Source organism: Burkholderia sp. AW49-1 (genome assembly GCF_053427845.1).
The window spans coordinates 1-25,797 of the sequence record NZ_JBSAXF010000036.1; the positions used below are offsets into that span (position 1 = coordinate 1).

Annotated in this window: 20 protein-coding genes; 6 read left to right on the forward strand and 14 right to left on the reverse strand. The window is 70.9% G+C overall.

Going from position 1 to position 25,797, the window contains the following annotated elements; all coding sequences use genetic code 11:
- Positions 1–144: 144 nt before the first annotated feature.
- Positions 145–312 (reverse strand): DUF1427 family protein, encoded by a 168-nt coding sequence (locus tag ACV22W_RS29930; RefSeq protein WP_059691222.1) that lies wholly within the window; start codon positions 310–312, stop codon positions 145–147.
- A gap of 113 nt (positions 313–425) precedes the next feature.
- Between ACV22W_RS29930 and ACV22W_RS29935 the strand changes: the two genes are divergently transcribed.
- The gene (locus ACV22W_RS29935; protein ID WP_448023023.1) at positions 426–1,349 is read left to right on the forward strand and encodes a LysR substrate-binding domain-containing protein; all 924 of its coding nucleotides are present in this window, start codon (positions 426–428) and stop codon (positions 1,347–1,349) included.
- 18 nt (positions 1,350–1,367) lie between these two features.
- Here ACV22W_RS29935 and ACV22W_RS29940 read toward each other — a convergent pair whose 3' ends face one another.
- Positions 1,368–2,054, reverse strand: a complete 687-nt coding sequence (locus ACV22W_RS29940; protein ID WP_448023024.1) for a hydrolase — start codon at positions 2,052–2,054, stop codon at positions 1,368–1,370.
- A 284-nt stretch (positions 2,055–2,338) separates the two neighbouring features.
- Here ACV22W_RS29940 and ACV22W_RS29945 point away from each other — a divergent pair, with 284 nt between their 5' ends.
- Genes ACV22W_RS29945 through ACV22W_RS29960 form a run of 4 tightly spaced genes read left to right on the forward strand, consistent with a single transcriptional unit; the run spans position 2,339 to position 5,551 of the window.
- Positions 2,339–2,599, forward strand: coding sequence for a DUF1427 family protein (locus ACV22W_RS29945; protein ID WP_448023025.1), 261 nt, complete (start codon positions 2,339–2,341; stop codon positions 2,597–2,599).
- A gap of 10 nt (positions 2,600–2,609) precedes the next feature.
- Positions 2,610–4,190, forward strand: a complete 1,581-nt coding sequence (locus ACV22W_RS29950) for a cation:proton antiporter (RefSeq protein WP_448023026.1) — start codon at positions 2,610–2,612, stop codon at positions 4,188–4,190.
- A gap of 59 nt (positions 4,191–4,249) precedes the next feature.
- Entirely contained in the window at positions 4,250–4,642 is a 393-nt protein-coding gene (locus ACV22W_RS29955) for an OsmC family protein (RefSeq protein WP_448023027.1), read from the forward strand.
- A gap of 24 nt (positions 4,643–4,666) precedes the next feature.
- Positions 4,667–5,551 (forward strand): pirin family protein, encoded by an 885-nt coding sequence (locus ACV22W_RS29960; RefSeq protein ID WP_448023028.1) that lies wholly within the window; start codon positions 4,667–4,669, stop codon positions 5,549–5,551.
- A gap of 61 nt (positions 5,552–5,612) precedes the next feature.
- On the opposite strand, the gene ACV22W_RS29965 is transcribed toward ACV22W_RS29960, so the two are convergent.
- The 9 genes from ACV22W_RS29965 to bcsB form a co-directional block, all read right to left on the reverse strand.
- Complete coding sequence (locus ACV22W_RS29965) at positions 5,613–5,807, reverse strand: hypothetical protein (protein ID WP_059691215.1); 195 nt, start codon at positions 5,805–5,807, stop codon at positions 5,613–5,615.
- Positions 5,789–7,339 carry a cellulose biosynthesis protein BcsG gene (bcsG, locus tag ACV22W_RS29970; protein ID WP_448023029.1) on the reverse strand — a complete coding sequence of 517 codons (1,551 nt, stop codon included), beginning with the start codon at positions 7,337–7,339 and terminating at the stop codon, positions 5,789–5,791. Before bcsG ends, ACV22W_RS29965 begins: the two co-directional genes overlap by 19 nt.
- A 27-nt stretch (positions 7,340–7,366) precedes the next feature.
- The gene (gene bcsA / locus ACV22W_RS29975) at positions 7,367–9,904 is read right to left on the reverse strand and encodes a UDP-forming cellulose synthase catalytic subunit (RefSeq protein ID WP_448023030.1); all 2,538 of its coding nucleotides are present in this window, start codon (positions 9,902–9,904) and stop codon (positions 7,367–7,369) included.
- A complete protein-coding gene (gene bcsQ, locus ACV22W_RS29980) occupies positions 9,901–10,689 on the reverse strand; it encodes a cellulose biosynthesis protein BcsQ (RefSeq protein WP_448023031.1) in 789 nt (262 codons plus the stop codon). Before bcsQ ends, bcsA begins: the two co-directional genes overlap by 4 nt.
- Complete coding sequence (locus ACV22W_RS29985) at positions 10,686–10,895, reverse strand: hypothetical protein (RefSeq protein ID WP_448023032.1); 210 nt, start codon at positions 10,893–10,895, stop codon at positions 10,686–10,688. The genes bcsQ and ACV22W_RS29985 overlap by 4 nt, the downstream gene beginning before the upstream one ends.
- On the reverse strand, positions 10,892–12,847 hold the full coding sequence (gene bcsE, locus ACV22W_RS29990; protein WP_448023033.1) for a cellulose biosynthesis protein BcsE: 1,956 nt from the start codon (positions 12,845–12,847) through the stop codon (positions 10,892–10,894). The genes ACV22W_RS29985 and bcsE overlap by 4 nt, the downstream gene beginning before the upstream one ends.
- Positions 12,848–13,141: 294 nt before the next feature.
- Positions 13,142–17,065, reverse strand: a complete 3,924-nt coding sequence (locus tag ACV22W_RS29995) for a cellulose synthase subunit BcsC-related outer membrane protein (RefSeq protein WP_448023034.1) — start codon at positions 17,063–17,065, stop codon at positions 13,142–13,144.
- Positions 17,050–18,270, reverse strand: a complete 1,221-nt coding sequence (gene bcsZ / locus ACV22W_RS30000) for a cellulose synthase complex periplasmic endoglucanase BcsZ (protein ID WP_448023035.1) — start codon at positions 18,268–18,270, stop codon at positions 17,050–17,052. Before bcsZ ends, ACV22W_RS29995 begins: the two co-directional genes overlap by 16 nt.
- Positions 18,271–18,273: 3 nt before the next feature.
- Complete coding sequence (bcsB, locus tag ACV22W_RS30005) at positions 18,274–20,583, reverse strand: cellulose biosynthesis cyclic di-GMP-binding regulatory protein BcsB (protein ID WP_448023036.1); 2,310 nt, start codon at positions 20,581–20,583, stop codon at positions 18,274–18,276.
- Positions 20,584–21,087: 504 nt separating this feature from the next.
- Here bcsB and ACV22W_RS30010 point away from each other — a divergent pair.
- Positions 21,088–22,110 (forward strand): diguanylate cyclase domain-containing protein, encoded by a 1,023-nt coding sequence (locus ACV22W_RS30010; protein WP_448023037.1) that lies wholly within the window; start codon positions 21,088–21,090, stop codon positions 22,108–22,110.
- A gap of 38 nt (positions 22,111–22,148) precedes the next feature.
- Here the strand turns inward: ACV22W_RS30010 and ACV22W_RS30015 are convergent, their stop codons facing one another.
- The 3 genes from ACV22W_RS30015 to ACV22W_RS30025 are packed head-to-tail and all read right to left on the reverse strand — an operon-like array spanning position 22,149 to position 25,782.
- Positions 22,149–22,607, reverse strand: coding sequence for a hypothetical protein (locus tag ACV22W_RS30015; protein ID WP_448023038.1), 459 nt, complete (start codon positions 22,605–22,607; stop codon positions 22,149–22,151).
- Positions 22,607–24,016 carry a phosphatase PAP2/dual specificity phosphatase family protein gene (locus tag ACV22W_RS30020; protein WP_448023039.1) on the reverse strand — a complete coding sequence of 470 codons (1,410 nt, stop codon included), beginning with the start codon at positions 24,014–24,016 and terminating at the stop codon, positions 22,607–22,609. Before ACV22W_RS30020 ends, ACV22W_RS30015 begins: the two co-directional genes overlap by 1 nt.
- Positions 24,013–25,782 (reverse strand): bifunctional alpha/beta hydrolase/class I SAM-dependent methyltransferase, encoded by a 1,770-nt coding sequence (locus ACV22W_RS30025; RefSeq protein WP_448023040.1) that lies wholly within the window; start codon positions 25,780–25,782, stop codon positions 24,013–24,015. Before ACV22W_RS30025 ends, ACV22W_RS30020 begins: the two co-directional genes overlap by 4 nt.
- Positions 25,783–25,797: the final 15 nt, after the last annotated feature.

Sequence of the window (25,797 nt, forward strand, 5' to 3'; positions counted from 1 at the left end):
TGGCCGACCGCGACGAAGCGGCCGTCCTTGATCGCGACGGAGGTCGCGACGGGGTTCGTGCGGTCGAGGGTCGTGATGCGCCCGTTGTGCAGGATCAGATCCGGTTGAGTGTCGGTCGTGCTCATCAATATGTCCTCGATGCAATCAGAAACCGAGCCAGTGACGGACCGGTGCGACGGCCGCCACGCCGATCAGCATGCCGGCCAGCCCGACCAGCGCGATCAGCGGCGGTGCGGGCGAGCGCACCTTGATCACGCTGTACACCACGCCGATCAACACGCCGGCGCCCAATGAAGCCAGATACGATTCCATACGCCCTTCCCGACTGAATTAGAATGTGCCGCATTGCCGCCCGGGCGCCTTGCGCCGACAGCCCGAACCGTTTCCGCCCCGTTCGCTTCACTTCGCCGCCACGCTCTCCCGCCATGCAACATCTTCCCGATCTCGAAGCCTGGGCCATCTTCGCGCGCGTCGCCGAGACCGGTTCGTTCGCCAAGGCTGCCGATCTGCTCGGCATCTCGCAACCGACCGTGTCGAAAGCGATCGCACGCCTCGAAAAGCGGCTCGGCGCGATGCTGCTGTACCGCACGTCGCGCAAGCTGTCGCTCACGCCGACCGGCGAACTGCTGCGCGATCGCGCGATCCGGCTGCTCGCCGACGCCGAGCTGATCGAGGACGAGGCATCCGCGCACGCGCTCGAACCGCATGGCCTCGTGCGCGTGAACGCGCCGATGTCGTTCGGGCTGCACCACCTGGCGCCGGTGCTGCCCGCGTTTCTCGAACGCCACCCGCGCGTCGACATCGATCTCGTGCTGACCGACCATTTCGTCGACATCGTCTCGGGCGGTTTCGATGTCGCGATCCGGATCGCCGAGCTGAGCGATTCCTCGCTGCGCGCGCGTCGTCTGTGCGCGGTGCGACGGCCGCTCGTCGCATCGCCCGCGTATCTCGATCGGCATGGCCGGCCAACCCATCCGAGCGAACTCGACCAGCACGTGTGCCTGACCTACACGAACATCCCGACGCCCGACTACTGGCGCTTTCGCCACACGGCGTCGAACGATGAAATCGGCATACCCGTGCGCGGCCGCGTCCGCACCAACAACGCCGACGTCATCGGCCCCGCGCTTCTGGCAGGCCACGGTCTCGCGCTGCAGCCGACGTTCCTGGTGTGGGATGCGCTGCAAAGCGGCGAGCTCGAGGAAGTCATGCACGACTGGAAAATCGCCGACATCAACGTCAATCTCGTCACGCCGCCCGGCATGCTGCGTGCCGCGCGCGTGACGGCGCTGCTCGAGTTCCTCGTCGAACATCTGTCGCACGCGCCGTGGGCACTGCCGCCCGTCTGAACGGGCGGCCCGTGCCCGTTACTTCGCCGGGACGGCCGGAATCGACTCGTGCGGCGTCGCGGTGCGCTGCGCGGCCTTGTGGACCATCGTGTACGCGTAGTCGACGCCCATGCCGTACGCGCCCGAATGCTCCTTCGCGACCGCCATCACGGCGTCGTAGGTGTCGCGGCGCGCCCAGTCGCGCTGCCACTCGAGCGCGACCTGCTGCCAGGTGACGGGCACGACGCCGGCCTGGATCATCCGCTGCATCGCGAAATCGTGCGCGTCCTTCGACGTGCCGCCCGATGCGTCGGCCACCATGTAGATTTCGTAGTCACCTTCGAGCATCGCGCTGAGCGCGAACGTCGTATTGCAGACTTCCGTCCACAGGCCCGACACGATGACCTTCTTCCGCCCGTTCGCGGCCAGCGCGTCGCGCACCTTCTGGTCGTCCCACGAGTTCATCGACGTGCGTTCGAGCGTCTTCTGTTCCGGAAACACGTCGAGCAGTTCGGGGTAGGTGTAACCCGAGAAACTGTCGCTTTCGACGGTCGTGATCGTGGTCGGGATGTTGAATGCCTTCGCGGCCTTGGCCAGCCCGACGACGTTGTTCCTCAACGTCTGGCGATCGATCGACTGCACGCCGAATGCCATCTGCGGCTGCTGGTCGATGAAGATCAACTGGCTGTTCTGGGGAGTGAGGACTTCAAGCTTCGGGTTGCTCATGGCGCGAATCATCCTTGGGACAGGAAACGTTTGAGGCTTGCCTCGATCGGGAACCGGGAGGAGCCGACAGTGCGTTACCCCGGATCTGCGTCTTCCGGTTGCAGCCATTTAATCGGAAAAGCCGTGGCTCGAACATCCAAGAAATGGAATCGATCGAATTCCGAAAGAGCAGGCTCTCAGAGGGCTATCCGCCCTTTTGTTCCACACGTAAACCCGATACGCTTCCAGCACGTTGAAGGCGCGCCCTTCGCCCCCGATCAGCCTATCACGGAGCGATTTTCGTCATGAAACCGTATTTTCTGTCGCTGTTCGCAGGCATCCTCGCCGGCGTCATCTACGGCGCGCTCGGCGTGAATTCGCCGGCACCGCCGATCATCGCGCTCCTCGGCCTGCTCGGCATGCTGGCCGGCGAACAGATCCTGCCCCTCGCGCGCCGGATGCTTTCGGGCTACCGGCTGAATACCGCGTGGCGCGATGCGCAATGCAGCCAGCACATGTTCGGCGCGCTGCCGGGCGGTGCCACGAACGACCGCAAACCGTCGTGATGCAAGGCTCATGACCAACGTCGAACTGTTTCATTACCTGCTGCTGTTGATCTGCGGCGCGGGCGCGCTCACGTGGCTTGCGGAGCGGATCTCGATTCCACCGGCCGTCGTGCTGCTGCTCGGCGGCTGCGTGGTAGCCGTCGCCGGCAAGCGCGTGCCCGACATGGACCCGGCGCTGCTGCTTGCCGCCGTGTTGCCGCCGCTGCTGATGTCGAGCGGTTTCTATACGGCGTGGAAGGAATTCCGGCACGAGCTCGGGTCGATCGCGTCGCTCGCGCTCGGCGCGGTGGCGTTCACGACGGTCGCGGTCGCGCTCGCCGTGCATGCGGTCAATCCGGCGCTGCCGTGGGCGGCGTGCTTCACGCTCGGCGCGATCGTGTCGCCGCCCGACGCGGTCGCCGCGAAGGCGATCCTGCAGCGCCATCCGCTGCCCGCCCGGCTCGTCGCGGTGCTCGAAGGCGAAAGCCTCGTCAACGATGCGTCGGGCCTGCTGCTGTATCAGATGGCCGTGTCGGCCGCGCTCGCCGTCACGATCACGACCGCGAGCGCCACCGGCCTGTTCTTCTCGCTCACGCTGATCGGCATCGCGGTCGGTCTCGCATGCGGTCATGCGATGTGCTGGGTGCTGCAGCGCCTGCGCGAGCCGATGCTCGGCATCGTCGTGACCTTCGCGATGGCGTGGGGCAGCTACGGGATCGCGGAAGCCGTGCATGGCTCGGGCGTGCTGTCGGTCGTGACGTGCGGCCTCGTGCTCGGCGTGCGCCAGCATCGCGTGTTCGACGCCGACATGCGGATCAAGGCGAAGGCGACCTGGGAAGCGATCGTGTTCGTGCTCGACGCGCTCGTGTTCATCCTGATCGGCCTCGCGCTGCACGCGATCCTCGCGCGCGTGAACCACGAAGGCGCGGTGCTGATGGCCGGCCTGCGTGTCGCGCTGCCGGCGACGGCCGCCGCGATCGCCGCGCGCGTCGTCTGGGTGTTCGTCGCGATGTGGCTGCCGGGACGCCTGCGCGCGCCGCGCGCGGGCCACGCGCCGTGGTCGTGGCGCGAGGCCGTCGTGCTCGGCTGGTCCGGCATGCGCGGCGTCGTGAGCCTCGCGGCCGCGATCGCGCTGCCGAACAACTTCCCCGGCCGCGACCTGATCCTGTTCAGCACGTTCCTGCTGATCATCGCGACGCTGGTCGTACAAGGCGGCACGCTCGCGCCGCTGATCCGCGTGCTGAAGCTGCGCCCGGCCGCGCGGCACACGATGTCCGAGCATGCGGTGCGCGCCTACACGTTCGGTGCGGCGCTCGCCGAGCTCGATGCTCGCGAACAGCGCGGCTCGGGCCTCGAACGCGCATCGCTCGACCGGCTGCTGACCGAATACCGCAGCCGCGTCGCGTTCAACGAACGCGCGCACCGCGACGGCGCCGAACCGGCGGACGTGCGCGCGCGGATGCTGCGCGTCGAGCTGGAACTGGTCGGCGTGTCGCGCGACGCGCTACTCGAGCTGCATCGCGACGGCCGGGTCGACGACGCGGCGCTGCACCGCATAGAATCCGAGCTGGATTTCGAGGAACTGCGGCTGCAGCGCCTGCTCGAACCGTAACACCTCGCCGGCCCGGCCATGCCCGGCCGGCCCGCCCCCCTTCCCCACATGGAATTGCAATGAGCGAACTGACCGTCGAAGCGAGCATCAGCTCCGTCGATTACCTGGTCCATTTCACCGACGGCGTGCATCAGTGGCGCGCCGACGAACCGGCGTCGCTCGGCGGCGGCGATACCGCACCGACGCCCGTCGCGCTGCTGCTGTCGAGCCTCGGCGCCTGCACCGCGATCACGCTGAAGATGTATGCGCAACGCAAGGGCTGGCCGCTCGCCGAAGTCCACGTGAAGCTCGCGCACGAATCGGGCAGCGCGGGCAGCACGATCATGCGCCGCATCACGCTCGACGGCGATCTGACCGACGAGCAGCGCGAGCGCCTGCTGCAGATCGCGAACGCGTGCCCGGTGCACAAGATCCTCACGCATCCGGTCACGATCGATACGGCCATCGCCTGACTCACCGACACCGAGAAACCCACCATGTCCGCATCGATCAAGACCCTGCTCACGCCGCGCGAGAGCGACATCGGCAACCTCGTCGTGCGCCGCGTGCTGCCCGCGCGCGCCGCGCGCCTCGTCGGGCCGTTCATCTTCTTCGACGAAATGGGGCCGGCCGTGCTGCCGGCCGGCAGCGGAATCGACGTGTTGCCGCATCCGCACATCGGCCTCGCGACCGTCACCTACCTGTTCGACGGCACACTGATGCATCACGACAGCCTCGGCTTCCGGCAGAAGATCGTGCCCGGCGACGTGAACTGGATGACGGCCGGGCGCGGCATCGTCCACTCGGAGCGCTCGCCCGACGAGGACCGCCCGCATGAACAGCCCGTGCATGGAATCCAGACCTGGGTCGCGCTGCCGGTCGAGCACGAGGACACCGCGCCCGCGTTCGTGCATCACGCGGCCGACACGCTGCCGTCGTTCACGCGCGACGGCGCGAGCGTGCGCGTGATCGCGGGCACCGCATTCGGGCTCACGTCGCCGGTCGCCGTGTTCTCGCCGACGCTCTATGCGTATGCGGAATTCGCCGCGGGCGGGCAACTCGCGCTCGATGCGGAACACGACGAGCGCGGCGTGTATCTCGTCGACGGCGACCTCACGATCGACGGCACGCCGCTCGCACCGGCGACGATGGCCGTGCTCGAACCCGGCGCGAACGGCGCGCTCGCCAGCGAGAACGGCGCGCGCGTGATGCTGCTCGGCGGCGCGCACCTGCCGGGCGAGCGGTTCATCGAATGGAATTTCGTGTCGAGCGAGCGCGCGAAAATCGAGGCGGCCCGCGACGCGTGGGCCGCGCAGACCTTCGGCAAGGTGCCGGGCGAGGAAAACGAGTGGACGCGCCAGCCGGCGCGCCGCGCGCAGTAAGCCGGCTGCAGTCGGCATCATCGATGCAACGCGGCCGGCATTCACGCCGGCCGCGTTGCGTTTACCGCTTCAATCCCATCAGCTTCGCGAGCACCGGCCAGCGGTCGAGCGATTCGACGAACGCGCGCCGCGCCTGCTCGTCGACGTAACGGGCCGGGTCCAGCGCGGGCAAGTGCCGCGCGAGGCCGAGCACGTCGTTCGGTTGCGACAGGCGATCGTCGTCGCCTTCACCGATGTTTACTGTTCGTCGATCCATACGCCGTCCGGAGTCTTGACCGCATAGCCGGCGCTCGTCTGTATCGTCACCGTGCCTTCGTTCTCGCCGACCATCCGCGTGCGCGGCAGGTCGGCCGCATATTGTGCAAGTGTCACGCCCGGCTTGAACGGGCTGTTCGACACGAGGTTCGACAGCAGCTGCGCGAGCGCGAGAAAGCTCGTCGGCTGGTCGATCACCGTCGTCGTGCCGTGATTGCCGGTGAAGCCGACGAGCCGCACGCCGACCGGCCCGTGAACGATGCGCGGCGTCGGAATCTCGCGCAGGCCCGCGACCTGGTTCTTGTCGCCGCGCAGCGCGGCGCCGTGCTCGGGCACGAACACGATCACCGCGCGCCGGCCCGACTGCGCGATCAGGTCGGCGAGCCTGTCGAAGTCGTTCATCAGCTTGGTCGCGCGCTGCGGATACGAATCGATGCTGGTCAGCGCACTGCCCACCACGCGGTTGCCGTCGTGCAGGCTGATCGTGTTGTAGTACAGCGCGACCGGGCCCGGCACCGATGCGCGCTGCGCGTACCAGTTCGCGAGCGTGCCGTAATCGTCCTTGATCGCCGAGCCGTCGAACGCATGCATCGCGACCGGGGCGGCGGCGTTCGAGATCATCGGCGCGTCGGGCACGCCGATATTGTCGTGAATGACCTGCAGGAAGTTGTCGAAGTGGCCGTCGTGGTTCAGCAGCGACTGAACCGTGTAGCCGGCGGACGCGAGTTGCGAGAACAGATGGCACTGCTGCGGCGCCGGTTTGTACAGGTCCGCATGCGCTTCCTGCCCGCAGCTCGCGCGCAGCACGCGGATCGCGGCCGGGCCGCTGTAGCTCGCGGCCGTGCTGAAATTGTTGAACAGGTAGTCGAAGTGACTCAGCATCGGGTGGTTGCGTACCTTCGCGGCGTCGAGGTCGTCCCACGACAGCGAGCAGACGTGCAGCACGATCACGTCGAACTGCGCGGCCGGGTCGTTGCCGAGATGACCGAACGCGACCTGGCGCTGCGATTCCTGCGCGCGGAACGTCGCGAGTGCCGCGTTGTGATCCTCGGGCTGACCCGCGCGCGCACCCGTCGCGTTGGCCTGCGGAAGCGGCGCGGCAACGCGCGCCATCAGCCCGTTACCGGCCTGCCACAGCGGCATCACGATCAGCACGGCGAGCACGAAGGTCGCAACACGTACCCAGCGATTGACGACGAAATAGACGATCAGCACGCCCGCGACCGTCAGCACCAGCACGGGCGGCAACAGGCGCGGCAGCAACTCCATCCAGTAGTCGAGGCGAAACGTGCCGACTTCGCGCGCGACTTCGGCGAGGCGCGCGAGCGGCGGCGCATGCATTTCGCGCGCGAGGAGCGGCACCGCGATCGCGATCGCGACGAGCTGCCGCACGATGCGCCACGCGCGCCGCCGGATCGGCGCGCTCGCCGCGAGCGCCAGCGCGAACGCGAGGTTCGCGAGCCACAGCGGCTGCAGGTGGCCGGTCGCGAACAGCGCGAACTTCAGGATGAAATACAGATTCCAGAACGTCATCTAAACCACTCCGTGATGGGCGCCGCGTCAGTCGCGCGCCCGATCGAGCTTCGGCGCCAGCATCGACTGCACGCCGCGCGCCGCGCCCTTCCACATTCGTACGTAACCGTCCAGGCCCACGCGCAGCACTTCCTTCAGCCCGCGCAGCGGCGTGTCCGCGCGCGCGCTGGCGTGCCAGTCGAGCCACGCGTCCGCGCGGCCGAACGTGCACTGCACGAGCTGGCGCTCCTGCTCGAGCGTCAGCGCGTCGAAGCTCACGCCGACGTGCGTCGGCGTCACGCGGCTCACGCGCACCGGGAACGGGAACGGCCGGTCGCCACGCGTCACGCACACCGTCAGCGTGTCGCCGACGGCGAGCGACAGCCCCGGCACCGCTTCGAGGCCGAGGCCGCCGGTCGAGTAGTCGCTCGTGAAGCAAGCGGCCGTCGACCCGTCGGCGAGCAGCAGCGTCGCCGGCACACGCATCGCGATCCGGTGCGTGACGCGCACCTGTTTGGTCTCGCGCGCGACGGCCAGCGCGGCGCCGAGCATCGCGAGGTTGTAGACGGTCCAGCCGAGCGTGATCAGGATCGTCGACGCCTCGTCGCCCTGATCGGCCACGAGCCGCCACAGGCCGGCCGCGATCGCGAGCACGTTCAGCGCGAACAGCACGAGGTACGGCTTCGACGTCGACCAGTCGACGTAGCCTTCGTCGATCTTGCCGCCCTTGTCGGTCACGTTGAACTTGCCGTGCTTCGGGCTGAAGAACGCGACGGTGGTCGGCAGCGCGATGTACCACGCGAGCACCGATTCATAGACCTCGGCCCAGAACGAATGGCGATAACGCCCCTGCATCCGCGAATTCGCGACGTTCGCGAGCACCAGGTACGGGATCACGTAGCTCGCGAGCGCGATCGACGACGCATTGATGAAGTACAGGTGGAAGAACAGGTAGGCGAGCGGGATCGTCAGGAACACGAGCCGCGGGATCCCGTAGAAGAAATGCAGCATCGCATTGCCGTAGCAGATCCGCTGGATGAAGCCGAGCCCGCGCCCGAGGAACGGATTGTCGATGCGGAAGATCTGCGCCATCCCGCGCGCCCAGCGCGTGCGCTGCTTCACGTGGCCCGCGAGGCTCTCGGTCGCGAGGCCGGCCGCCTGCACGGTCGGCAGGTAAGCCGACGTGTAGCCGCGGCGATGCAGCTTGAGCGCGGTGTGCGCGTCCTCGGTGACCGTCTCGACGGCGACGCCGCCCACCTCTTCCAGCGCGCTGCGCTTGAGCACCGCGCACGATCCGCAGAAGAACGTCGCGTTCCACAGGTCGTTGCCCGACTGCACGAGCCCGTAGAACAGGTTGCCCTCGTTCGGGATCTCGCGGAACGTGCCGAGGTTGCGCTCGAACGGATCGGGCGAGAAGAAATGGTGCGGCGTCTGCACCAGCGCGCATTTCGGGTCGCGCAGGAACACGCCCATCGTGGTCTGCAGGAACGAGCGCGTCGGCACGTGATCGCAGTCGAAGATCGCGATGTATTCGCCGTGCGTCTTCGGCAGCGCGCGGTTGATGTTGCCGGCCTTCGCGTGGCGATTGTCGTCGCGCGTCAGGTAGCCGATTCCCGCTTCCCGCGCGAACGCCTCGAACTCGGGGCGGCGGCCATCGTCGAGCAGGTACACGCGCAGCTTGGCGGTCGGCCAGTCGATGCTCTGCGACGCGAACACGGTCGGCTTCACGACTGACAGCGGCTCGTTGTAGGTCGGGATATAAATGTCGACGCTCGGCCAGCTGTCGGGATCGTCGGGCAACGGCACGATCGGCCGGTCGAGCGGCCATGCGGTCTGGATGAAGCCGAGCAGAAGGATCATCCACGTGTAGGCTTCGGCACCGTACAACAGGTAGCCGGCAAACGCCTCGACGGGGCTGCGGAAATCGAGCGTCTGGGTCGTGCGCCACCATACGTAGCGAACCGTGGCGAGCAGCGCGAGCGACGCCAGCGCGAGCGTCGGCAGATGGCCCGGCAGGCGGCGCAGCGCCAGCGCCAGCACCGCGACGATCGCGAAGAACGCGAACTGCGCGCCGGGCATCAGCGGCGACATACCCGCCGCGGCCCACATCAGCGCACCGGCGATCAGCAGCAGCGGCGCGAGCCAGCGGTGCCGGCCGACGCCGTGCGCGCGCGCGTCGAGCCAGCCGCCCCAGCGCGCCCACGGCAGGCGCCCGAGCAGCGCGTCGAGGCGGGCGCCGAGCGCGCGCGCCGCGACGTAGACCGGCACGACGAACGTGTCGAACCATGCGAGCGGATCGCGCGCGGGCCGCTCGTCGGCCGGGCGCGGCGCGCGCACGATCGCGCGCCACAACCATTCGCGCGGGCTCAGCGGCTGCAGCACGCCCCACTCCTGCGCGAGCCACAGGAAGGCAACGCGCGCCCGGCGGCGCACGGGATCGGGCCGGCCGGGCGGCGGTGCATGGAAGAACAGCCGCACGAGCCAGTCGAGCAGCGTGCGCTGGGCCGGCAACCCGATCCCGCGCGCGCACCAGTCGATCGCACGCTGAGCTGCGGCGCGCCAGCGCGACGCGAACGCGGCCTTCATTGCCGCGCTCCCGTGCGGCCGGCCGCGGCCGCCGCGAGCCACGTATCCACCCAGTTGGCGACACCGTTGAGGTCGTGCGCCGCCTGCGAATACGGCGCGTCGTCGAAGATCCAGGTGCCGCGCGCGAGCGTCTCGGGCACGGCCGCATCGACGTGAATCCGCTGTTCGAGCATCGACGCCGGCCCCGCGACCGCGCGCAGCATCGCGAGCGCATCGCGCTGCATGTCGCGCGCCGGGTTCAGCCGGTTCACGACGATCCGCAGGTCGCCGCCGCCGGCCCGCAGCGCGTCGAGGCGCGCGGCGACCGTCGCGCACGCGGCCGGTTCGGGCGGCACGACGACGAGCGTCAGGTCGGCACGGCGAATCGCCTGTTCGGCCTGCGGCGACGGATAGCGCGCGGTGTCGACCAGCACGACGCCGTCTGCCGGCAGCGCGATCTCGTCGAGCGCGCGCGACAGCCAGGCCGGATCGGCCGCGAGCCGCGCATCGCAGGCGGCGGCGCCCGCTGCGTCGACCTGGCCATACGGCACGAACAGCACGCCGTCGGCATTGCGCCACGTATGCGCGTGCCATGGCGCGGCGTCGCCGGCGTCACCGAGCAGGCTGTGCGCGAGCCCGTGCTCGGCCAGCGTGTCGAGACCGAGCGTCGCGCCCATCAGGTTCTGCGCGTCGAACTCGACCGCGACGACCGGCCGGCCGCGGCGCGCGAGCAGCACCGCGAGCGCGGCGGCGAGCGTCGTGCGGCCCGCGCCGCCGGTCGTCGACGTGACGGCAATCGTCTTCATGACGCGGCCTCGCCGGTACGGCCGGCTTCGGGCAGCAGGCGCCCGCGCAGCGCGACCGGCACGAGTTCGCACGGCACCGCGTCGCGCCGGTGCAACCCGCGCGGCGCATGAAAACCGCGGCCGAGACCCAGGTGCTGCGCGACGATCCACACCGGCACCGCGATCGCGATGCCGACGACGAATCCGATGACGAGTTCGGCGATCATGCGCCCTCCTGCTTGCGCAGCGGCATCGCGCTGCGGACGGCGCCGCGCGTGCGCGCGACGGGAAATTCGGCGGACGGTGCCCGTGCATCGGCGGCCGGCGCTGCATCGCCGGCGTGCGGCGTCGCATCGGCATGCGCGTCGACCGTCCCGGCCGCTGCGACTTCAGCGTCCGGTTCGGCGAGCGGCGCGACATCCTCCGCGCGTTCGATCGGCGCGCGCGCCGCACCGGCCGGTTTCGCCGTCGCGAACAGGTCGCTGTAGTCGGCGATCGGCGCGCGCCGGTTCTCGGCCTTCAGCGCATCGAGCTCGGTGTCGATACTGCCCTGCCCGAGACACACGACGCGATCGGACAGCGTGTCGACCGGCACGTCGAAGATTCGCGCAAGCGCGTCATCGGCATCGGCCGGCTCGCACGCGAACAGGAACACGTACAGGTGTCCGGCATCGGCGGTCACGACGTCGCCCGCGCGGCGCGGCCGACAGTGCCGCAGCGCATCGACGTGCGACATGCCGGGCAGCAACGCGATCTTCGCGAGCGTATGCGGCAACGCCAGCACGGCGCCGCGATCGAGCACCGCGCGAATCCGCAGGCAGAAGGCGCCGACCGGCAGATAGCCCAGCACCGAATCGCCGAGCGCGGCCGCGAGCGCCGCACGATAGTCGGCCGCGACGGGCCGCGCATAGAGCTGTCCGCGCAGCGCGTTCACGGCCGCGTGAATCCGCGACGCCGGCAGGTCGCGCGCGACGACGCGGTTTGCACCGACGCTCAGCACGAGCATCTCGAACTGCTGGCGCAGCACCTCGCCGCGCTCGACGACGGCGATCTTCAGTGCGCCGCCGGATTGCCGGCGCAGTGTGTGAACGGCCGCGCACAGCGCCTCGAGCTGCGCGTGCGTGCGGAACGCCAGAACCGCGGTCGCGGCCTGCGCACGCGCACAGGCGGCGACGACCGCCGCGTTGTCGTCGACGATTTCCCAGCCGGCGGGTACGCGGCTCGTTTCGTCGAGCACCGCGCGGCTGACGACGACGCGATCCTCGTCGGTCGCGAGCTTCATCCGGCGCGACGGCTCGGCGGCGCCGCCGTCGACGATCGCCGCGAGCCGGCCGCTCGGCGCGAAACGCAGCGGCCGCACTTCACCGGCCGCGAGCGTGTCGCCGGCGCGCCAGAAATCGACAACCCACAGCAGTTCGCCGTGCGTACGCTGCAGCTGCGCGACGCCCGAGCACACCCCGTGAAAGCCGCTGCGCGGCGCGCGATTCGCATCGCGCACGAGCGGCGGATCGTCGGTATCCAGGTCGGCGCCGGTGCGCACGATCTCCGGATCGACCAGCAGCACCAGCGCGATCCGGTGCGTGCGGCACCAGTCGGCGAGCGCGTGTGCCTCTTCCGCGAGTGCCGCCGGATCGTCCCAGCTGAACCAGCGCTGCGCGCCTTCGATGAAATACAGCGAGCGCGCGCGAAAGCCGAAGCGCTTCATCGCGCGCAAGCCACCCGTGAGCCGCGCGAACGGACCGGCCGCCGCACGGCGCGGCGCAGCGGGTTCGCGCGCGGCATCGCCATCGGCCTGCTCGTGCGCGGGCGGCATCGCCAACACGTTCAGGTTGCGCGGCCAGCCGGCCGGCTGCGCGCCGCCCGCGAAACCGCGCGACTCCATCTGCGCGGCGACGCGCGACGCGTCGCGCGACAGCACGACCGTCACGTCGCGCGTGCGCGACTGCCGCGCGCTTTCCCACACCAGCGCGTCGCACGCCGGCGTGCCGGCAGCGGCATAGATCGCGTAGAGGCCGCCCGCTTCCAGCTGCGTCCACGTATCGGGCAGCCCGTCGATCGCGAGCCGGCTCAGCGGGCCGGCGCGGCCACCGGCCGGCCCGGTGCGCAGCAGCGCGCGCAGACGGCCCAGCAGGCCGGCGGCGCCGAGCGCGGGACGGGTTGCATCGATTTCCGTATTCACGCGCTTCCCCCAGGGTCTGCTTGCATATGGAACGCACACGCGTTGCCACGAGAACGGCCGCTCGCGAGGCGTGGGACGCCGCGAATACTGGCCGTATTCGCAAGGAGCGCAACGCGGCGAGCGGCCGTTCTCGTGGCAACCCCAAACCAAAAAGTCGTTCCAGGGGAACGCCCGAAATCGCCCGCATGGCGGCGTCGCTCGTCGCTTGTTTGGCTCGGCCAAACGGCGCTCCTCACTTCTTGCCCTGCAGGCGATTTCGGGCATTCGCATGTACGTTCCATATGCAAGCAGCCCCTAGTAATCCGAATAAAGCCGCACCGGCGTCGGCGTGACGAGCCAACTGCGCTCCGCGCGTGCGTCGAACGCATAGCGCAGGTACACGAGCGCCGAACTCGGCGCATAGTCGTGCGACCGGTCGACGTGCAGTTGCGCGCCGACGCTCAGGTGCGGATTCACGCGATATTCGACGATGCCGTTCACACCGTACGAGAACGACACGCCGCGCGTCGAACTGCCCGTGTAGACGAGCCCCGCCGCCTCCTGCGCGGCGCGCTGGTTCGCGAAGGTCGGGTAGAACAGCGAATCCTTTTCGTAGCTGTTCGAGATCCCGGCCGTGACGGTCAGATCCCACGACAGCGCGTCGCGCCGCCCCGCCCATTCGATCGGCACGCCGAGCGACAGGTAGCGCTGCGGGCTGTAGTAACCGCCCTGCCCGTACGTGTAGAAACGCAGGTTCTGCGCGTAGTGCCACGCATTGCCGACGAGCCCCGTGCTCACCTTCATCGTCGCGCGTTCGTACACGGGCACCGTGAAGCCGGAGCGCAGCGTGACTTCCGCGTTGCGCTCGACGTTGCGGCCGGACAGCACGCCCGCGCCGAGTTCGGCGAACAGGTTCACGCGCCCGACGTCGACCGCCGCGCGCAGGTTCACGCCATCGCGACGCACGCCGCCCCATACGGCTCCGGTCCACGGGTCGCGCATCCCCGCATACGACAGCACGCTGCTCGTCTCCGGCCGGCGCGACGCGTTTATGGTGAAGCTCGCCGGCCCCGCGTCGAATCGGTAACGTACGCCGCCGACCAGGTAATGCACCGGAAAGCCGAGCGGCGACGTGCCGAGATCGACGCGCCATGCATCCGTGCGATAGCCGGCGCCGAGCGCGACACCCGTCATCGGCTGATGCAGGTCGCCCGGCGGATGCGCGATCGACGCGGCGGCCGACGGATTCGCGGCGAACGGCGCGGGCAGCCCGATCGGCGTGTTGAGCGCCGCGTAGGTCCCGAACGTCTTCAGCGAATATGCATTCGGGTCGCTCGTATCGAGCGTGCCGGCGTCCAGATGCACGGTGTCGAGCTGCAGGAACGCATGCCCGTCGTAGCGCACTGGCATCTGCATGTAGATCGGCACCTGCTGCGCGCGGTACGCGGAAATCCCTTCGTCACCCGACTTGTACGCGGGCAGCCAGCCGATCTCGATCTCGGGATCGCGCCGCTGCGCGAGATCCGCGAACGCGGCCTGCGCGGGCGTGCGACCGTCGCGGCCCGGGCTCACGCCGCTCGTGCGCTCCTGCGACAGCGACAGCCGGTACAGCGATGCGGCATCGTCGTAGCGGCCCTGCGCCTCGGCCACGCGCCCCGCCGCGACCGTCACGTCGGCACGCGCCGGGTACGCGGCCTGCAGCGGGTCGATCACCTGCGCGGCTTCGTCCGGGCGGCGCAGCGCGTTCAGCCGGCGCGCGACCGACAGACGCGTATCGACGTCGTCGTCCGGCGTGCGCGCGAGCACGGCCTGCACGCGTGCGAGCGCGGCCGCGCGGTGGCCGCTGTCCTCGTCGATACGCGCGAGCGCGAGCTGCGTATCGGCATCGTCCGGCGTGCGCGCGACGACCGGCGCGAGCGCGGCGCGTGCCGCGTCGTAACGGCCCTGCGCGCGTTCGAGGTCGGCCAGTTCGAGTGCGTAGCGCTTGTCCGCGCGGCCGGCCGGGCTCGCCCGATCGAGCAGCGCGCGGGCGCGCGCATATTCCCGTTGCGCGATCGCGTCGTCCGTCTGCCGCAGCACGAGCCGCAGCGACTGATCCTCGATCCGCGCGGTCTGTGCCGGCGTCAGCGCCGGCTCGCGGCGCAGCGCGTCGAGCCACGCGGCGAGCGCGTCGTCGCGCCCCGCGCTGCCGAGCAGGTCGCCGTAGCGCAACCGCACGTCGGGATCGGCCTCGCGCGGATGCGCGGCGATCCAGTCGCGCAACGGCGCGAGGCCGCGCTCGGGTTCGCCCGCGTCGATCCACTGCGCGCCGACCGCGGCCAGCATGTCGGGATCGTCCGGCGCGCTCGCCTGCGCATGCGCGAGCGACGCGGTGAAGGCCGCACGATCGCCACGGCCGAGCGCGCCGCGCGCGCCGGCCAGCGAATTTTCCGCGTCGAGCTTGCGTGCGAGCGCACGCATGCCGTCCGAACGTTGCGCATCGTCGACGCCCGCGAGCGCGGCCTGTGCGCCCGCGATGTCGTCGAGCGAGTTGCGATACAGCGCGGTCGCATAGCGCATCTCGGGCGTGTCGCTTTGCGCGAGCCCGTCGTCCATCACCGTGCGGCCGAGCTGCGGCAGCCCCATGTCGCGATACAGCCGCGCAAGCGCGAAACGCGTCCACGGCGCATCGGGCGCCGCGCGCACCGCCGCCTCGTAGCGTTGCGCGGCCGGCCCGCGATCGCCCTTGTCCGCAAGCGCGCGCGCCTCGCTCGCGAGCAAGTCGGCGCGCAGCCCATCGAGCGCGCGGCGGTCGTCGCGGCCCGTCACGCGGCTCTGCAGCGCATCGAGCAGCGGGCCGATGCGATCCGCGCGGCCGGTGTTCTCGTACAGCGTCGCCGTGCCGCGCACCGCCGTCAGATTCGGCGAACGTGCGGCGAGGAGTTCGCGGAGCAACGGCTCCGCGCGCGCCCAGTCACGCTGCGCGAGCAGCGCATCGGCAAGCTGGAGCTTCGCGTCCGGGCTGTCGGGCTGCATCGCGAGCGCGGCGCGCGCCGCGCGCTCGGCATCCTGCGGCCGTCCGGCCGACGCCGCCGCGCGCCCCTGCGCGATCAGCCCCCAGAACTGCGCGGTGCGCGCAAGGCTCTGCCACTTGCCGCGCTGGTCGGTCGACAGCGCCGCGGCGCGCGTGAACAGCGCGCGCGCTTCGTCGTGCCGGCCTTCGCGCAGGCGCAGCAGGCCGAGTCCGCCGACCGCATCGGCGTCGCCGGCGCGCGCCTGCGCGGCGCGCGCGAGCAGCGGATCGGCGCCGGCCAGGTCGCCGCGCGCGAGCGCCTGCAGGCCGCGCTGTTGCGCGATGTAGCCCGGATCGCGCTCGAGCAGCCGCTGCGCGTCGCGCTGCCGCTCGAGCGCGGCGGCGCGATCGCGGAATTCGGTGTCGTCCGGCACGAGCCCGAGATAGGCATGCAACGCGTCGAGATAGGCGGGATCGGTGCCGGCGGACTGCAGCACGCGCCGCCACACGGCCATCGCTTCCGTATGATCGGCGTCGGGCCGCTTCGCGAGCGACCACGCGATGCGGTTCGCCTCCGCACGCGTGTCGTCGCGCTGGTTCAGGAGCCGCGCGAGTGCCAGCGCCGCGTTGGAATCCTGCGGATCGGCCGCGACCGCGCGGCGCAGCGCGGCGATCGCCGGTTCGCGGCCGCCCGGCGCGTTCGCGACGATCTGGTAATACTCGGCGCCCAGCGCACCGGACGGCGCGCCGTTCGGAAACAGCGCGACGATCCGGCGGGCCGCCTCGTCGGCGCGGCCGCTGCGCGCGAGCAGGCGGATCTGCGCCATCTCGCCGCGGCCGCTCGTCGCGACGCGGTATTCGTCGGCCGCGCGGCGCGCGTCGGGCGCCGCGGGCGCGCGCGCCTGCAGGCGCGCCAGCGTGGCCTGCGCGCCTTGCGCATCGCCGAGCCGCAACAGCACGCGCACCTGTTCCGCGAGCAGTTCGGGATCGTCCGGCGCGATCAGGAGCCCTTTGCGCAGGGCATCGCGCGCGAGGTCGTCACGATGCTTGGCACCCCACATGCGGGCGGTCGCGAGCTGACGCCGCGCGTCGGGTGACGCGGCCGAGGCCGGCGCCGACACGGCATTCGGCGCGACGGGTTGCGTCGCCGCGACGGCGACGGCGGCCGGCGCCGCCGCGGAGACCGACGACGCGAGCCACGCAAACCCCGCGACACGCCGCGCGCTTTGCTTCATCGGGCCGCGCATGAACGGCCCTCCCAGCGCGCATCGAGCGCCCCGTCCGCGCCGAACCGGTAACGGCCCTCGCGCCAGCCGAGGCCGAACAGCGTCAGCACGCTCGTGTAGTAGCCGGGCGCCGACTGGCGCGCGAGCGCGTCGACACGGGCCGCCTGCGCATCGGCGAGCGCATGCTGGCCGCGCGCGTCGAGGAACGGCACGGCCGCCGCCGAGAAGCCGCCGTTGCCGTCGTTCGGCCCCGCGACGCCGGTCGTCGTATCGACCTTCTCCGGCGGCGCGCCATGCGCGGCGATGTAATCGGCGAACGGCGCGAAGCGCGCGAGCAGCGGCGCGGCGAGCGGATCGGCGCGATCGAGCATGCCGGCCCACAAATACACGCGTATCGCGTTGTAGGCGCTTTCCGCGTGGGTCTGCGGATCGGGCGCGAAGCCGGCGCCGGCGCGATACAACGCCCAGTCCGGCGCAAAGCCCTTCGGCGCGGTGTCGAGCAGCACGCGGCCGGTGCTGGCCGCGAGCGCGGCCCAGCGGCGATCGTCCGGCAGCCGCGCGGCGAGCCCGCGGATCACCTGCGGCGGCGAATAGCTCGGGTTCACGCGCCATCGACCATCGGCCAGCCTGAATCCGGTCGGCCCGGGCAGCAGCGTGAGGCCGAGGCCCGGAACGCTGGCCGTCTCGTCGTCGAGCACGCGCTTCGCGAGCAGTGCGCCGCGCGCCGTATAGCTGCGCTCGTGCCACAGCCGTCCGGCTTCGACGAGCGTGTACGCGATCCACAGGTCGGCATCGGACGCCGCGTTCGCGTCGAGCACGCGCCACGCGCCGTCCGGCGCGCGGCCCCACAGCCACGCCGGCAGACGGGCGCTCAGGTCGCCCTGCGCGAGGTTGTTCTCGGTCCATGCGAGGATCGTGTCGAACGTGTGCCGGTCATTCGCGACGAGCGCGAAGAACAGTCCATACGCCTGCCCCTCCGATACCGTGCGCGAATCCGCCGATCCGACGTCGATCACCCGGCCGTCGGCCGACACGAAATCGCGCTTGAACGCGTCCCAGCGCGGCCACGCCGCGCCGCACCGCACGTCGGCCGCGCTGCCTTGCGCGGCCTGCGCGCGCCCGGCGGCCCCCGTCGCCGCGCACACGGCCGCGGCGGTCAGCACGAGCGCCGTGCCGACCCGCCGCGCCGGCTGCGTTGCCCGTCGCCTTGCGAATGCCCACGCCATCCGTTACATCCCCCGTCGGCGCGCGGCGATTCTCTGCAGCACGCTGAACACGCCGAGCGCGAGCAGCAGCCCCGCGACGACGCCAACCGCGCCGAGCACCACCGGGTGCCGCGCCGCTTGCGTCCAGACGCGCGCGTACCACGGCACGAAGCCGACCACGTACGGCTCGCCGACGCGCAGGCTGTCGACCTGCCCCGGCCGAACCAGCGCGAGGTCGCCCTGCAGCTGCGACACGAGGCCCGGCTTCTCGAATACGTCGAGCAGATCGGCCAGACGCGTCTGGTCGGTCGCCGTCAGCGCCACGACGCTGCGGCCATGGCTGCCCGGCAGCTCGAACCCGGCCAGCGCCGCGAGCGATCCCGTCTGTTCGATATGCGCGCCGCCGTCGGCCATGCCGACGCCGTTGCGCCAGCGCTCCTTCACCGAGAACGCGACACGCGTCGCGCCCGTGCCGGCCTGCTGGTCGATCGACAGCGGCAACGCCGCGCGCCAGTGCGACAGCAGCGGCGACGCAGGCGAGCCGTCGATCACGAGCAGGTCCTTGCGGCCCGCGAGCGCGGCGACGTCGCCGGGCCGCGCGACCTGGACGCGCAGCGCCGGGAAGCCGGTCCACTGCCCCATGTGGCCGAGCATCGTCAGGTAGGCTTCCAGCTCCTGCGGCGACGGCCGGTCCGGCATCACGACAGCCGTCTGCGACAGGTCGGCGAAGCGCGTGAACGGGAAACCGCTGTTCGCGAAGAACGCGAGGTTCGGCAATTGCGCGTAATGAACGAAGTGCGAGAAGTCGATCGTCGAATCCGGATCGATCGCCGCGCGCTGCGGCTCGGTCGCGGTGCTCGAGCAGAGCCCCGTCTTCTGCGAATCGAGCGTGAAGCGGAACTGCAGCTGGTTGCCGCTGCCGACGCGGAACGCCGGAATGTCGACATCGCTCGTCACGCGCCCTTCCGGCACCGACAGCAGCGGCAGCTGCATGCGCCCGCGCGCGTCTTCCGCATGGGCCGGCCCGAGCCGGTACGACTTCACGAGCTGTTCGTTGATCTCGACGGCGAGCGTCGAATTGTCCTGCACGGTCGGCGCCGTGTAGCGGTAGCGCAGCGTGATCGGCACGCCCGAGCCGTTCCACGAATGCAGATCGGCCGGCACGCGCAGGTTCAGCCGGATCGCGTCGGGCGACGTGCCGCGCACTTCGAGTTCGCGCGGATCCGACACCAATTCGCGGAACGTGATCGGCCGGTTCACCGGCAGCCAGCGCGGTGCGTCGTACGGCTTGCGCGGTGCGCCGAGATCCACGTGCGCGACCGTCGCCGCCGGGCCCGACAGCGCCGCGCGGCCGAGCACGAGCGCCGCGACCGCGTCGTCGACCTCGGCGGCCGTGCGGCCCGTCACGATCAGCAGCTTGCGGCCCGGCGCGGCCGGGTTGTCGGCGACGGCGAGCAGCGGGCCATTGACCGACGGCAGCGCGAGGCCGACCGGCAAGGTCGCGGCCGTGCCGACCACGACCGCCTGGTCGTCGGCCGGGAGCGTCGCCGCAACCGGGAAGCGCGCCTGCCGGTAGTCGGCCTGCGCGCCGAACCACGACGCGAGCACGCCGGCGCTGCGCAGCGTCGCCGAGTCGGGCGACGCCGGCAGCACGAACGGCAGCCGCAGGAGCCCGTTGTCGCGCCGGTCGAAGAACGGCGCGGGCAGCAGCGCGAGATCGTTCGGCAGGCGCACCGGCGACTCGTCGAGGATCAGTTCGCTCGTCGGGCTCACGTCGGCCCACAGCGCCGAGCTCGACGGGTCCTCGCAGTGGTCGAGCGAGTAGTGCGCGATCAGGCGCAGGCCGATCTGGTTGAAATCGGAGAAGTAGCGTGGATCGATCGGGATATCCTGCGTGACCGTACGGCCCGCGCGCGTCGCGTCGAACGGGACGGTCGCGACCACCTCGCCGTTCATCGACACCTTCAGGTGCGACATCGGGAAGACCAGCGCCGGCGAATACGCGTAAGTCAGGCGCAGCCGCGCGCCGGTGACCACGCGGTCGAGCCGCACGCCCGCATTGATCGTGCGCGCGTCGTCGGCGCCGCGCAGGTGGACCGGATCGAACGCGCCGAGCGACGCGAACGGCAGGTGCACGGTCGTCGCGGGCTGGCCGGCGGACGCCGTGCTGGCGACGCTCGGCACGGCCGCGCCGCTGGCGGGCGCCGTCACGGCCGTGCTGCCGGCGGTCGCCGAAGCGGCCGCAGCCGGCATGGGCGCGGCCGACAGCGCGGCCGCGTGGAACGCGCCGAACGTGGCGAGCGACAGGACGAACAGCGACGCGGCCGGCTTCATGCGCGGCCCCGCTTCGTCAAGATCGTCCGGTCATCAAGCGCGCCGCAACCGACGCGCGCAAAGCAGCTATGCCCGTGAGTGCACATCCCCACTGCTTCCCCTCAAAGTCTGGCCTGAATGCATTTATCGAAACGACGCGGCGAATCATTTTGCTGCCGATTCGTCGGACAGCGCGCACCGGGCACCGGCGCTCGCTCATTCGTCACACTATCTCAAAATCAAGACAAAACTCACCCTGATTCGTGCTGACGAAGCGAAAAACAACTCAATCCGGTCGGAAATGCTGCGCGTCGCGATGGAATGGCAAGAGTTACACCGTTGCTGCCGGCCGGACCGACCGGCATACTGCCGGCGCTGCCGAACCGGCGGTCCGGCGCCCCGGGAAACCGGCCGGATGCCGGCGGCGGCCCGTTGCGGGCCGCCCGGAACGCGCTGCCGCGTGAGCGGCGCGTATGCTACCGCAAGCCCGGGCCGCGTGCTGTGCTTTCTTCATGGAAAACTGACTTGGATCAAATCGTCGACACCGCTACCCCGTCCTCCGACACGCTGCTGCGCATCATCGCCGCGCAGACCGAGATCGCGAAACTCGGCCTCGACCTCGGCAGCGTGATGGCTTACGTGGCCGAGCAGGTGCCGCAGCTCACGGGCGCGAGCGGCGCGGCGGTCGAATTCGCCGAAGGCGACGACATGGTGTACCGCGCCGCGTCGGGCTCCGCCGCCGGGATGCTCGGGCTGCGGCTGCGCCGTTCGGGCAGCCTGTCCGGCCTGTGCGTGACGCGCGGCGAACTGCTGCACTGCAAGGATTCGGAATCCGACCCGCGCGTCGACCGCGATGCGTGCCGCCGGGTCGGGCTGCGCTCGATGCTCGTGATGCCGCTCACGCATGCGGACACGACGGTCGGCGTGCTGAAGGTGATGTCGCCGGACATCGACGGCTTTTCGGCCGCCGATGCCGGGACGCTGCGGCTCACGGCCGACCTGATCGCCGCCGCGATGTTCCACGCGGCGCGCAACGAGGCCAACGAGTTGTACCTGCGCGCGACGCACGACGCGCTCACCGGCCTGCCGAACCGCGCGCTGTTCTACGACCGCCTGCGCCAGTCGATGCATACGGCGCTGCGCGCGAACGGCCGGCTCGGCATCCTCAACATCGACATGGACGGGCTCAAGCCGATCAACGACGGTTACGGCCACCGCGCGGGCGACGCCGCGCTGCGCGAGATCGCCACGCGAATGCAGCGCGCCGTGCGGCGCTCGGATACGGTCGCGCGCGTGGGCGGCGACGAGTTCGCGGTGATCCTGCCGAACGTCGGCAGCCGCGACGACGTCGACGCGCAACGCGCACGGCTCGCCCGGCAGGTCGGCGAGCCGTTCGAATTCGACGGGCATCCGCTGCGGCTCGGCGTCAGTGTCGGCGTCGCGATGCTGCCTGACGACGGCACAGACATGAACGCGCTGATCGAGCATGCGGACCAGGCGATGTACGAGGTGAAGCGTACGCGGACGCAGCGGGCGGCGCACGCATAACCAGCTCGACCACCCCGGGCCGCGACCGTCCGGACCGCTCACGGATGGCTCACCGCCCCCGCCGCGATCGCCAAACCGACCACGATCCACTGCACGATCGCGACCAGCACACTGGCACGGCACAACCCGACCGCACCGCGCACACGCGCGTCGAGCGCGCGTCCGGCCTTGCCTGCGTCGATCCAGCCGAGGTCGGCAAGCGCGCGATCGAGCGCGGCCAGCCCGTCGTCGGCCGACGCATCGCCCGATACCGTGCGCGCGAGGGCGGCGAACAGCCGCCGGTCGATCTCGATGCGCACCGCGTACCACAGCGCGGCAATCCCCGACGCGGTGCTGATCACAGCCAGCACCACGCGCGCGATCGTCGCCGGCGGCCAGCCCGCCGCGATCCACCAGCCAGCGCCGGCCGCGGCCAGCGCAGCCGCGATCGCCCGCGCGCCGGCGTCGAGCGCCCCGCGCGCGGCAGCGATCCGAAACGGTGCGGACGGGTCGCGCATCACGCCCCTCCCGTCACGCGGCGACGGTCGATCCAGTCCTGCAGCACGGCCACGCCGTCGTCCGACCATACCGCGCGCGGCCGCACCGCCCGTACCGCGGCGAGCGCGTCGCGCGCGTCGCCGAGCCCCCGCCGCGCGGCGAGCCAGGCAGCCGCGCACAACACGCTGCGCCCGTAGCCGAGCGCACAGCAGACCAGCACGTCGCGCCCGTCGGCGTGCAGGCGTTCGAGCGCCGCGACGGCCGCCGCGAGCTGCGCCGCAGTGGGTGCCACGAGGTCGAGCTGCGGCACCGACGCATACGCGAGCGACGCGTCGGCCGCGGTCCGGCGCGGCATCTCGGCCGTCAGGTCGACGAGCGCGGAAAAGCCGTGGCGTCGCAGGTCACGCGTGGTCGGCGTGCGGCCGATCGACACGCGCTCGTCGATCCGCACCGGCGCCGGATGCCGGAACGTCCACATCCGTGAGTTGACGAACGCGCCGGCGATCGTCGGTGCGAGCAGCCAGCGAATGAACACCGGGAAACGGCCCGCCTCGTCCTTCTGGAACGCACCGGGCGCGCCGCGCCGGTAGATCCACGCGACGCACGCGAGTGCCAGCGCGACCCACCCGGCCGCCAACGCCCAGCCCGGCGCGCGCGACACGCAGCCAAGCGCCACCAGCGCGGCCAGCGCCGCGCCGAGCGCATAGCGGCGGGCAAGCGCGCGGCCGGCGGCGGACGGCGAGCCGGTCGCACCCGGCAGTCGCCCGGCGGCATCACGCAACGGAAACAGGAACAGCGCCAGACAGCCGACGGCCGCACCGGTCGGCACGTCGATCGCGTGATGCTGGTAGGTCGTCAGCACCGACACGCCGATCGCCGCGAACCATGGATGCAGCACGAGCCGAGCGACCGTGCCGCGCAACTGCTTCGCATAGACGGCCCACAGCACGACGAGCAGGCCGATGTGCAGCGACGGCGCCTGGTTGAACGGCTTGTCGAACCCCATCAGCAGCGTGAACAGCGCGCCGGCCACGCCGCCCGCGTCGGGCCGCTCGAAGCCGAAGCGCAGCGGCCACGCGACGAAGCACGCGACCGACACCAGTTGCACGGTCAATAGCCGCTTCACGTGATCGAGCAGATCGTCGCGGCGGGTCCAGAAGAAGAACGACAGCGCGTACAGCAGGTCGATCGACCAGTACGGCACGATGGTCCATGGCACGAACGGAATCGCATGTTCCCAGCCGAACGCGAAGGTCGGCACCACGGCCCGGCGCGCGGCGAGCCAGTTCGCGAAGCCGTACGAGGAGAAGAACACCGCGCCCATCGCCGCGAGCCAGCCGACGCGCAGCGCTAACGACGCGTCGCGCGCGCCGGCCGCCGACTCCGCGAGACTGTCGCCCGCGCCCGCGCCGCCGCCGAGCGCGCTCATGACGCGTCGACCCGCTGCGCGAGGCTGACCGTGAAGATGCCCATCTCGTCGATGCGCTGGTCGAGCTTGCGAAAGCCCGCGCGCGCGACGAGCTCGTCCATCTCGGCCTGCGAGCGGCGGCGCATCACCCAGGTCGCGTCGCCACGATGATTGTTCAGCGCGCGCGCGATGAATTCGAGCTGCGGATGCCACGGCTGCCCGGTATAGACGAGATAGCCGCCGGGCGGCACCGCCTGCGCAAGCCCGCGCAGCGAGCGTTCGATCAGCGCGTTCTCGCCGAACAGTTCATACAGCCCCGACACAATCGCCAGCGTCGGACGCGGCTCGAGCGTCGCGAGCGACGCCTCGTCGAACGCGTCGCCGCGCTCGAAGCGCGCGATCGGCTCGAGACCGCGCTGCGCGATCAGCACGCGCCCGGCCTCGACGTTCGGCGGGCTGTAGTCGCGCAGCGTGATGTCGTCGGGCGCCGCGCCGTCGCGTTCGGCGGCCGTCGCGATCGCGTCGAGCACGTAGCGTCCGTGCCCGGCCGCGATGTCGACGATCCGCACCGGTTCGCCGTGGCCGCGCAGCCGGCCGATCGCCGCACCGATCAGTTCCTGCAGATGCACCTTGCGCTGACGGATGCCGATCCAACCCGGCGAATCGAGATAGGTGCGGTCGATCAGCGCGCCGACGCCGAGCCGGCCCTGCGCGCGGTTGCGGTAGACGTAGTCGAGCGTCGAACCCGAATCGAAGCCGAGCCGCAGCCCGAGCGCGATGCCGTCCGACAGCGCGCCGCCGGCCTTCAGACCCGCCCGCGTGATCGCCCAGTACGCCCGTGCGAACGGGTTCGCGGGCGGGCGGCCGAGCGCCGCGTATTCGTCGTGGAATGCGCCGCGCCGGTCGGCGTCGGCCAGTGACACGCGCGGGCTCGGCGTATCGAACTCGCGCAGCACGAACGCGCGCAGCGGTGCGAGCGCCTGCGCGCGGTCGCGCTCGCCGAGCGTGTCGTGATAGAAGCCGGGCAGCACGATGCGCTCCTTGCGCGCGGCGCCGAGCCGCTCGAAGAAGCGGTCCTGCGGGCCGCGATGCACGACCCAGTCGGCGCCCGAGATCAGCAGCTGCGTCGGCACGGTGATCGCGGCCGCATCGGCGACGATCCGCTTCGCGGTGTCGTGCAGATCGAGCAGCATGTTCACGGCGATCGGCCGCGTGATCAGCGGATCGGCCGCGTAGCTCGCGATCCGTTCGGGATCGTGCGTCAGGAATTTCGGTTTCACGTAGCTGCTCACGTAGAACAGCCCGCGCAGCTTGTGCATCAACCGCAGCCCCGGCCGCGCGAACGGTACGTAAAGCTTGATGTGGAACGCCGGCGACGCGACCACGAGGCAACGGATCGGCGGCGCGTAGTCGTGTACCCAGGTGGCAGCGAGCACCGCGCCGACGCTCTGGCCGACCACGGCCATGTCCTCGATCGCGATGCCGTGCGTGTCGCGGATATGCTCGACGAAGGTCTGCAAGTCGCGCACCGACGCGGCCGCGCTCGGACTGTAGCCGCGCGCGCCGGGCGAGCGGCCGTGGCCGCGCGCATCCCACGCGAAGAACGCGAAGTCCGGCAGGTCGAGCTCGTCGATGAGGTGCGCGACGCGCGCCGAATGTTCGTGGCCGCGATGCAGCAGCACGATCGCGCCGCGGCAGCGCGGGCCCGTCGCGGGCCAGTGGCGATAGAACAGCGTTTCGCCGTCGTGCGTGATGAAGTCGGCCTCGCGGGCCGTGCGTGCGTTCATGCGATCTCTCTCGTT

Excerpts from the sequence above, each read along its gene's own strand:
- bcsA (WP_448023030.1), bottom strand. The coding sequence starts at position 9,904 with ATGAAGGCCGCGTTCGCGTCGCGCTGGCGCGCCGCAGCTCAGCGTGCG.
- bcsB (WP_448023036.1), bottom strand. The coding sequence starts at position 20,583 with ATGAAGCCGGCCGCGTCGCTGTTCGTCCTGTCGCTCGCCACGTTCGGC.
- bcsZ (WP_448023035.1), bottom strand. The coding sequence starts at position 18,270 with ATGGCGTGGGCATTCGCAAGGCGACGGGCAACGCAGCCGGCGCGGCGG.
- bcsQ (WP_448023031.1), bottom strand. The coding sequence starts at position 10,689 with ATGAAGACGATTGCCGTCACGTCGACGACCGGCGGCGCGGGCCGCACG.
- ACV22W_RS29965 (WP_059691215.1), bottom strand. The coding sequence starts at position 5,807 with ATGGATCGACGAACAGTAAACATCGGTGAAGGCGACGACGATCGCCTG.
- ACV22W_RS29960 (WP_448023028.1), top strand. The coding sequence starts at position 4,667 with ATGTCCGCATCGATCAAGACCCTGCTCACGCCGCGCGAGAGCGACATC.
- ACV22W_RS29945 (WP_448023025.1), top strand. The coding sequence starts at position 2,339 with ATGAAACCGTATTTTCTGTCGCTGTTCGCAGGCATCCTCGCCGGCGTC.
- ACV22W_RS29950 (WP_448023026.1), top strand. The coding sequence starts at position 2,610 with ATGACCAACGTCGAACTGTTTCATTACCTGCTGCTGTTGATCTGCGGC.
- ACV22W_RS30025 (WP_448023040.1), bottom strand. The coding sequence starts at position 25,782 with ATGAACGCACGCACGGCCCGCGAGGCCGACTTCATCACGCACGACGGC.
- ACV22W_RS30020 (WP_448023039.1), bottom strand. The coding sequence starts at position 24,016 with ATGAGCGCGCTCGGCGGCGGCGCGGGCGCGGGCGACAGTCTCGCGGAG.
- ACV22W_RS29955 (WP_448023027.1), top strand. The coding sequence starts at position 4,250 with ATGAGCGAACTGACCGTCGAAGCGAGCATCAGCTCCGTCGATTACCTG.
- ACV22W_RS30015 (WP_448023038.1), bottom strand. The coding sequence starts at position 22,607 with ATGCGCGACCCGTCCGCACCGTTTCGGATCGCTGCCGCGCGCGGGGCG.
- ACV22W_RS29940 (WP_448023024.1), bottom strand. The coding sequence starts at position 2,054 with ATGAGCAACCCGAAGCTTGAAGTCCTCACTCCCCAGAACAGCCAGTTG.
- ACV22W_RS29930 (WP_059691222.1), bottom strand. The coding sequence starts at position 312 with ATGGAATCGTATCTGGCTTCATTGGGCGCCGGCGTGTTGATCGGCGTG.
- ACV22W_RS29985 (WP_448023032.1), bottom strand. The coding sequence starts at position 10,895 with ATGATCGCCGAACTCGTCATCGGATTCGTCGTCGGCATCGCGATCGCG.
- bcsG (WP_448023029.1), bottom strand. The coding sequence starts at position 7,339 with ATGACGTTCTGGAATCTGTATTTCATCCTGAAGTTCGCGCTGTTCGCG.
- ACV22W_RS29935 (WP_448023023.1), top strand. The coding sequence starts at position 426 with ATGCAACATCTTCCCGATCTCGAAGCCTGGGCCATCTTCGCGCGCGTC.
- ACV22W_RS29995 (WP_448023034.1), bottom strand. The coding sequence starts at position 17,065 with ATGCGCGGCCCGATGAAGCAAAGCGCGCGGCGTGTCGCGGGGTTTGCG.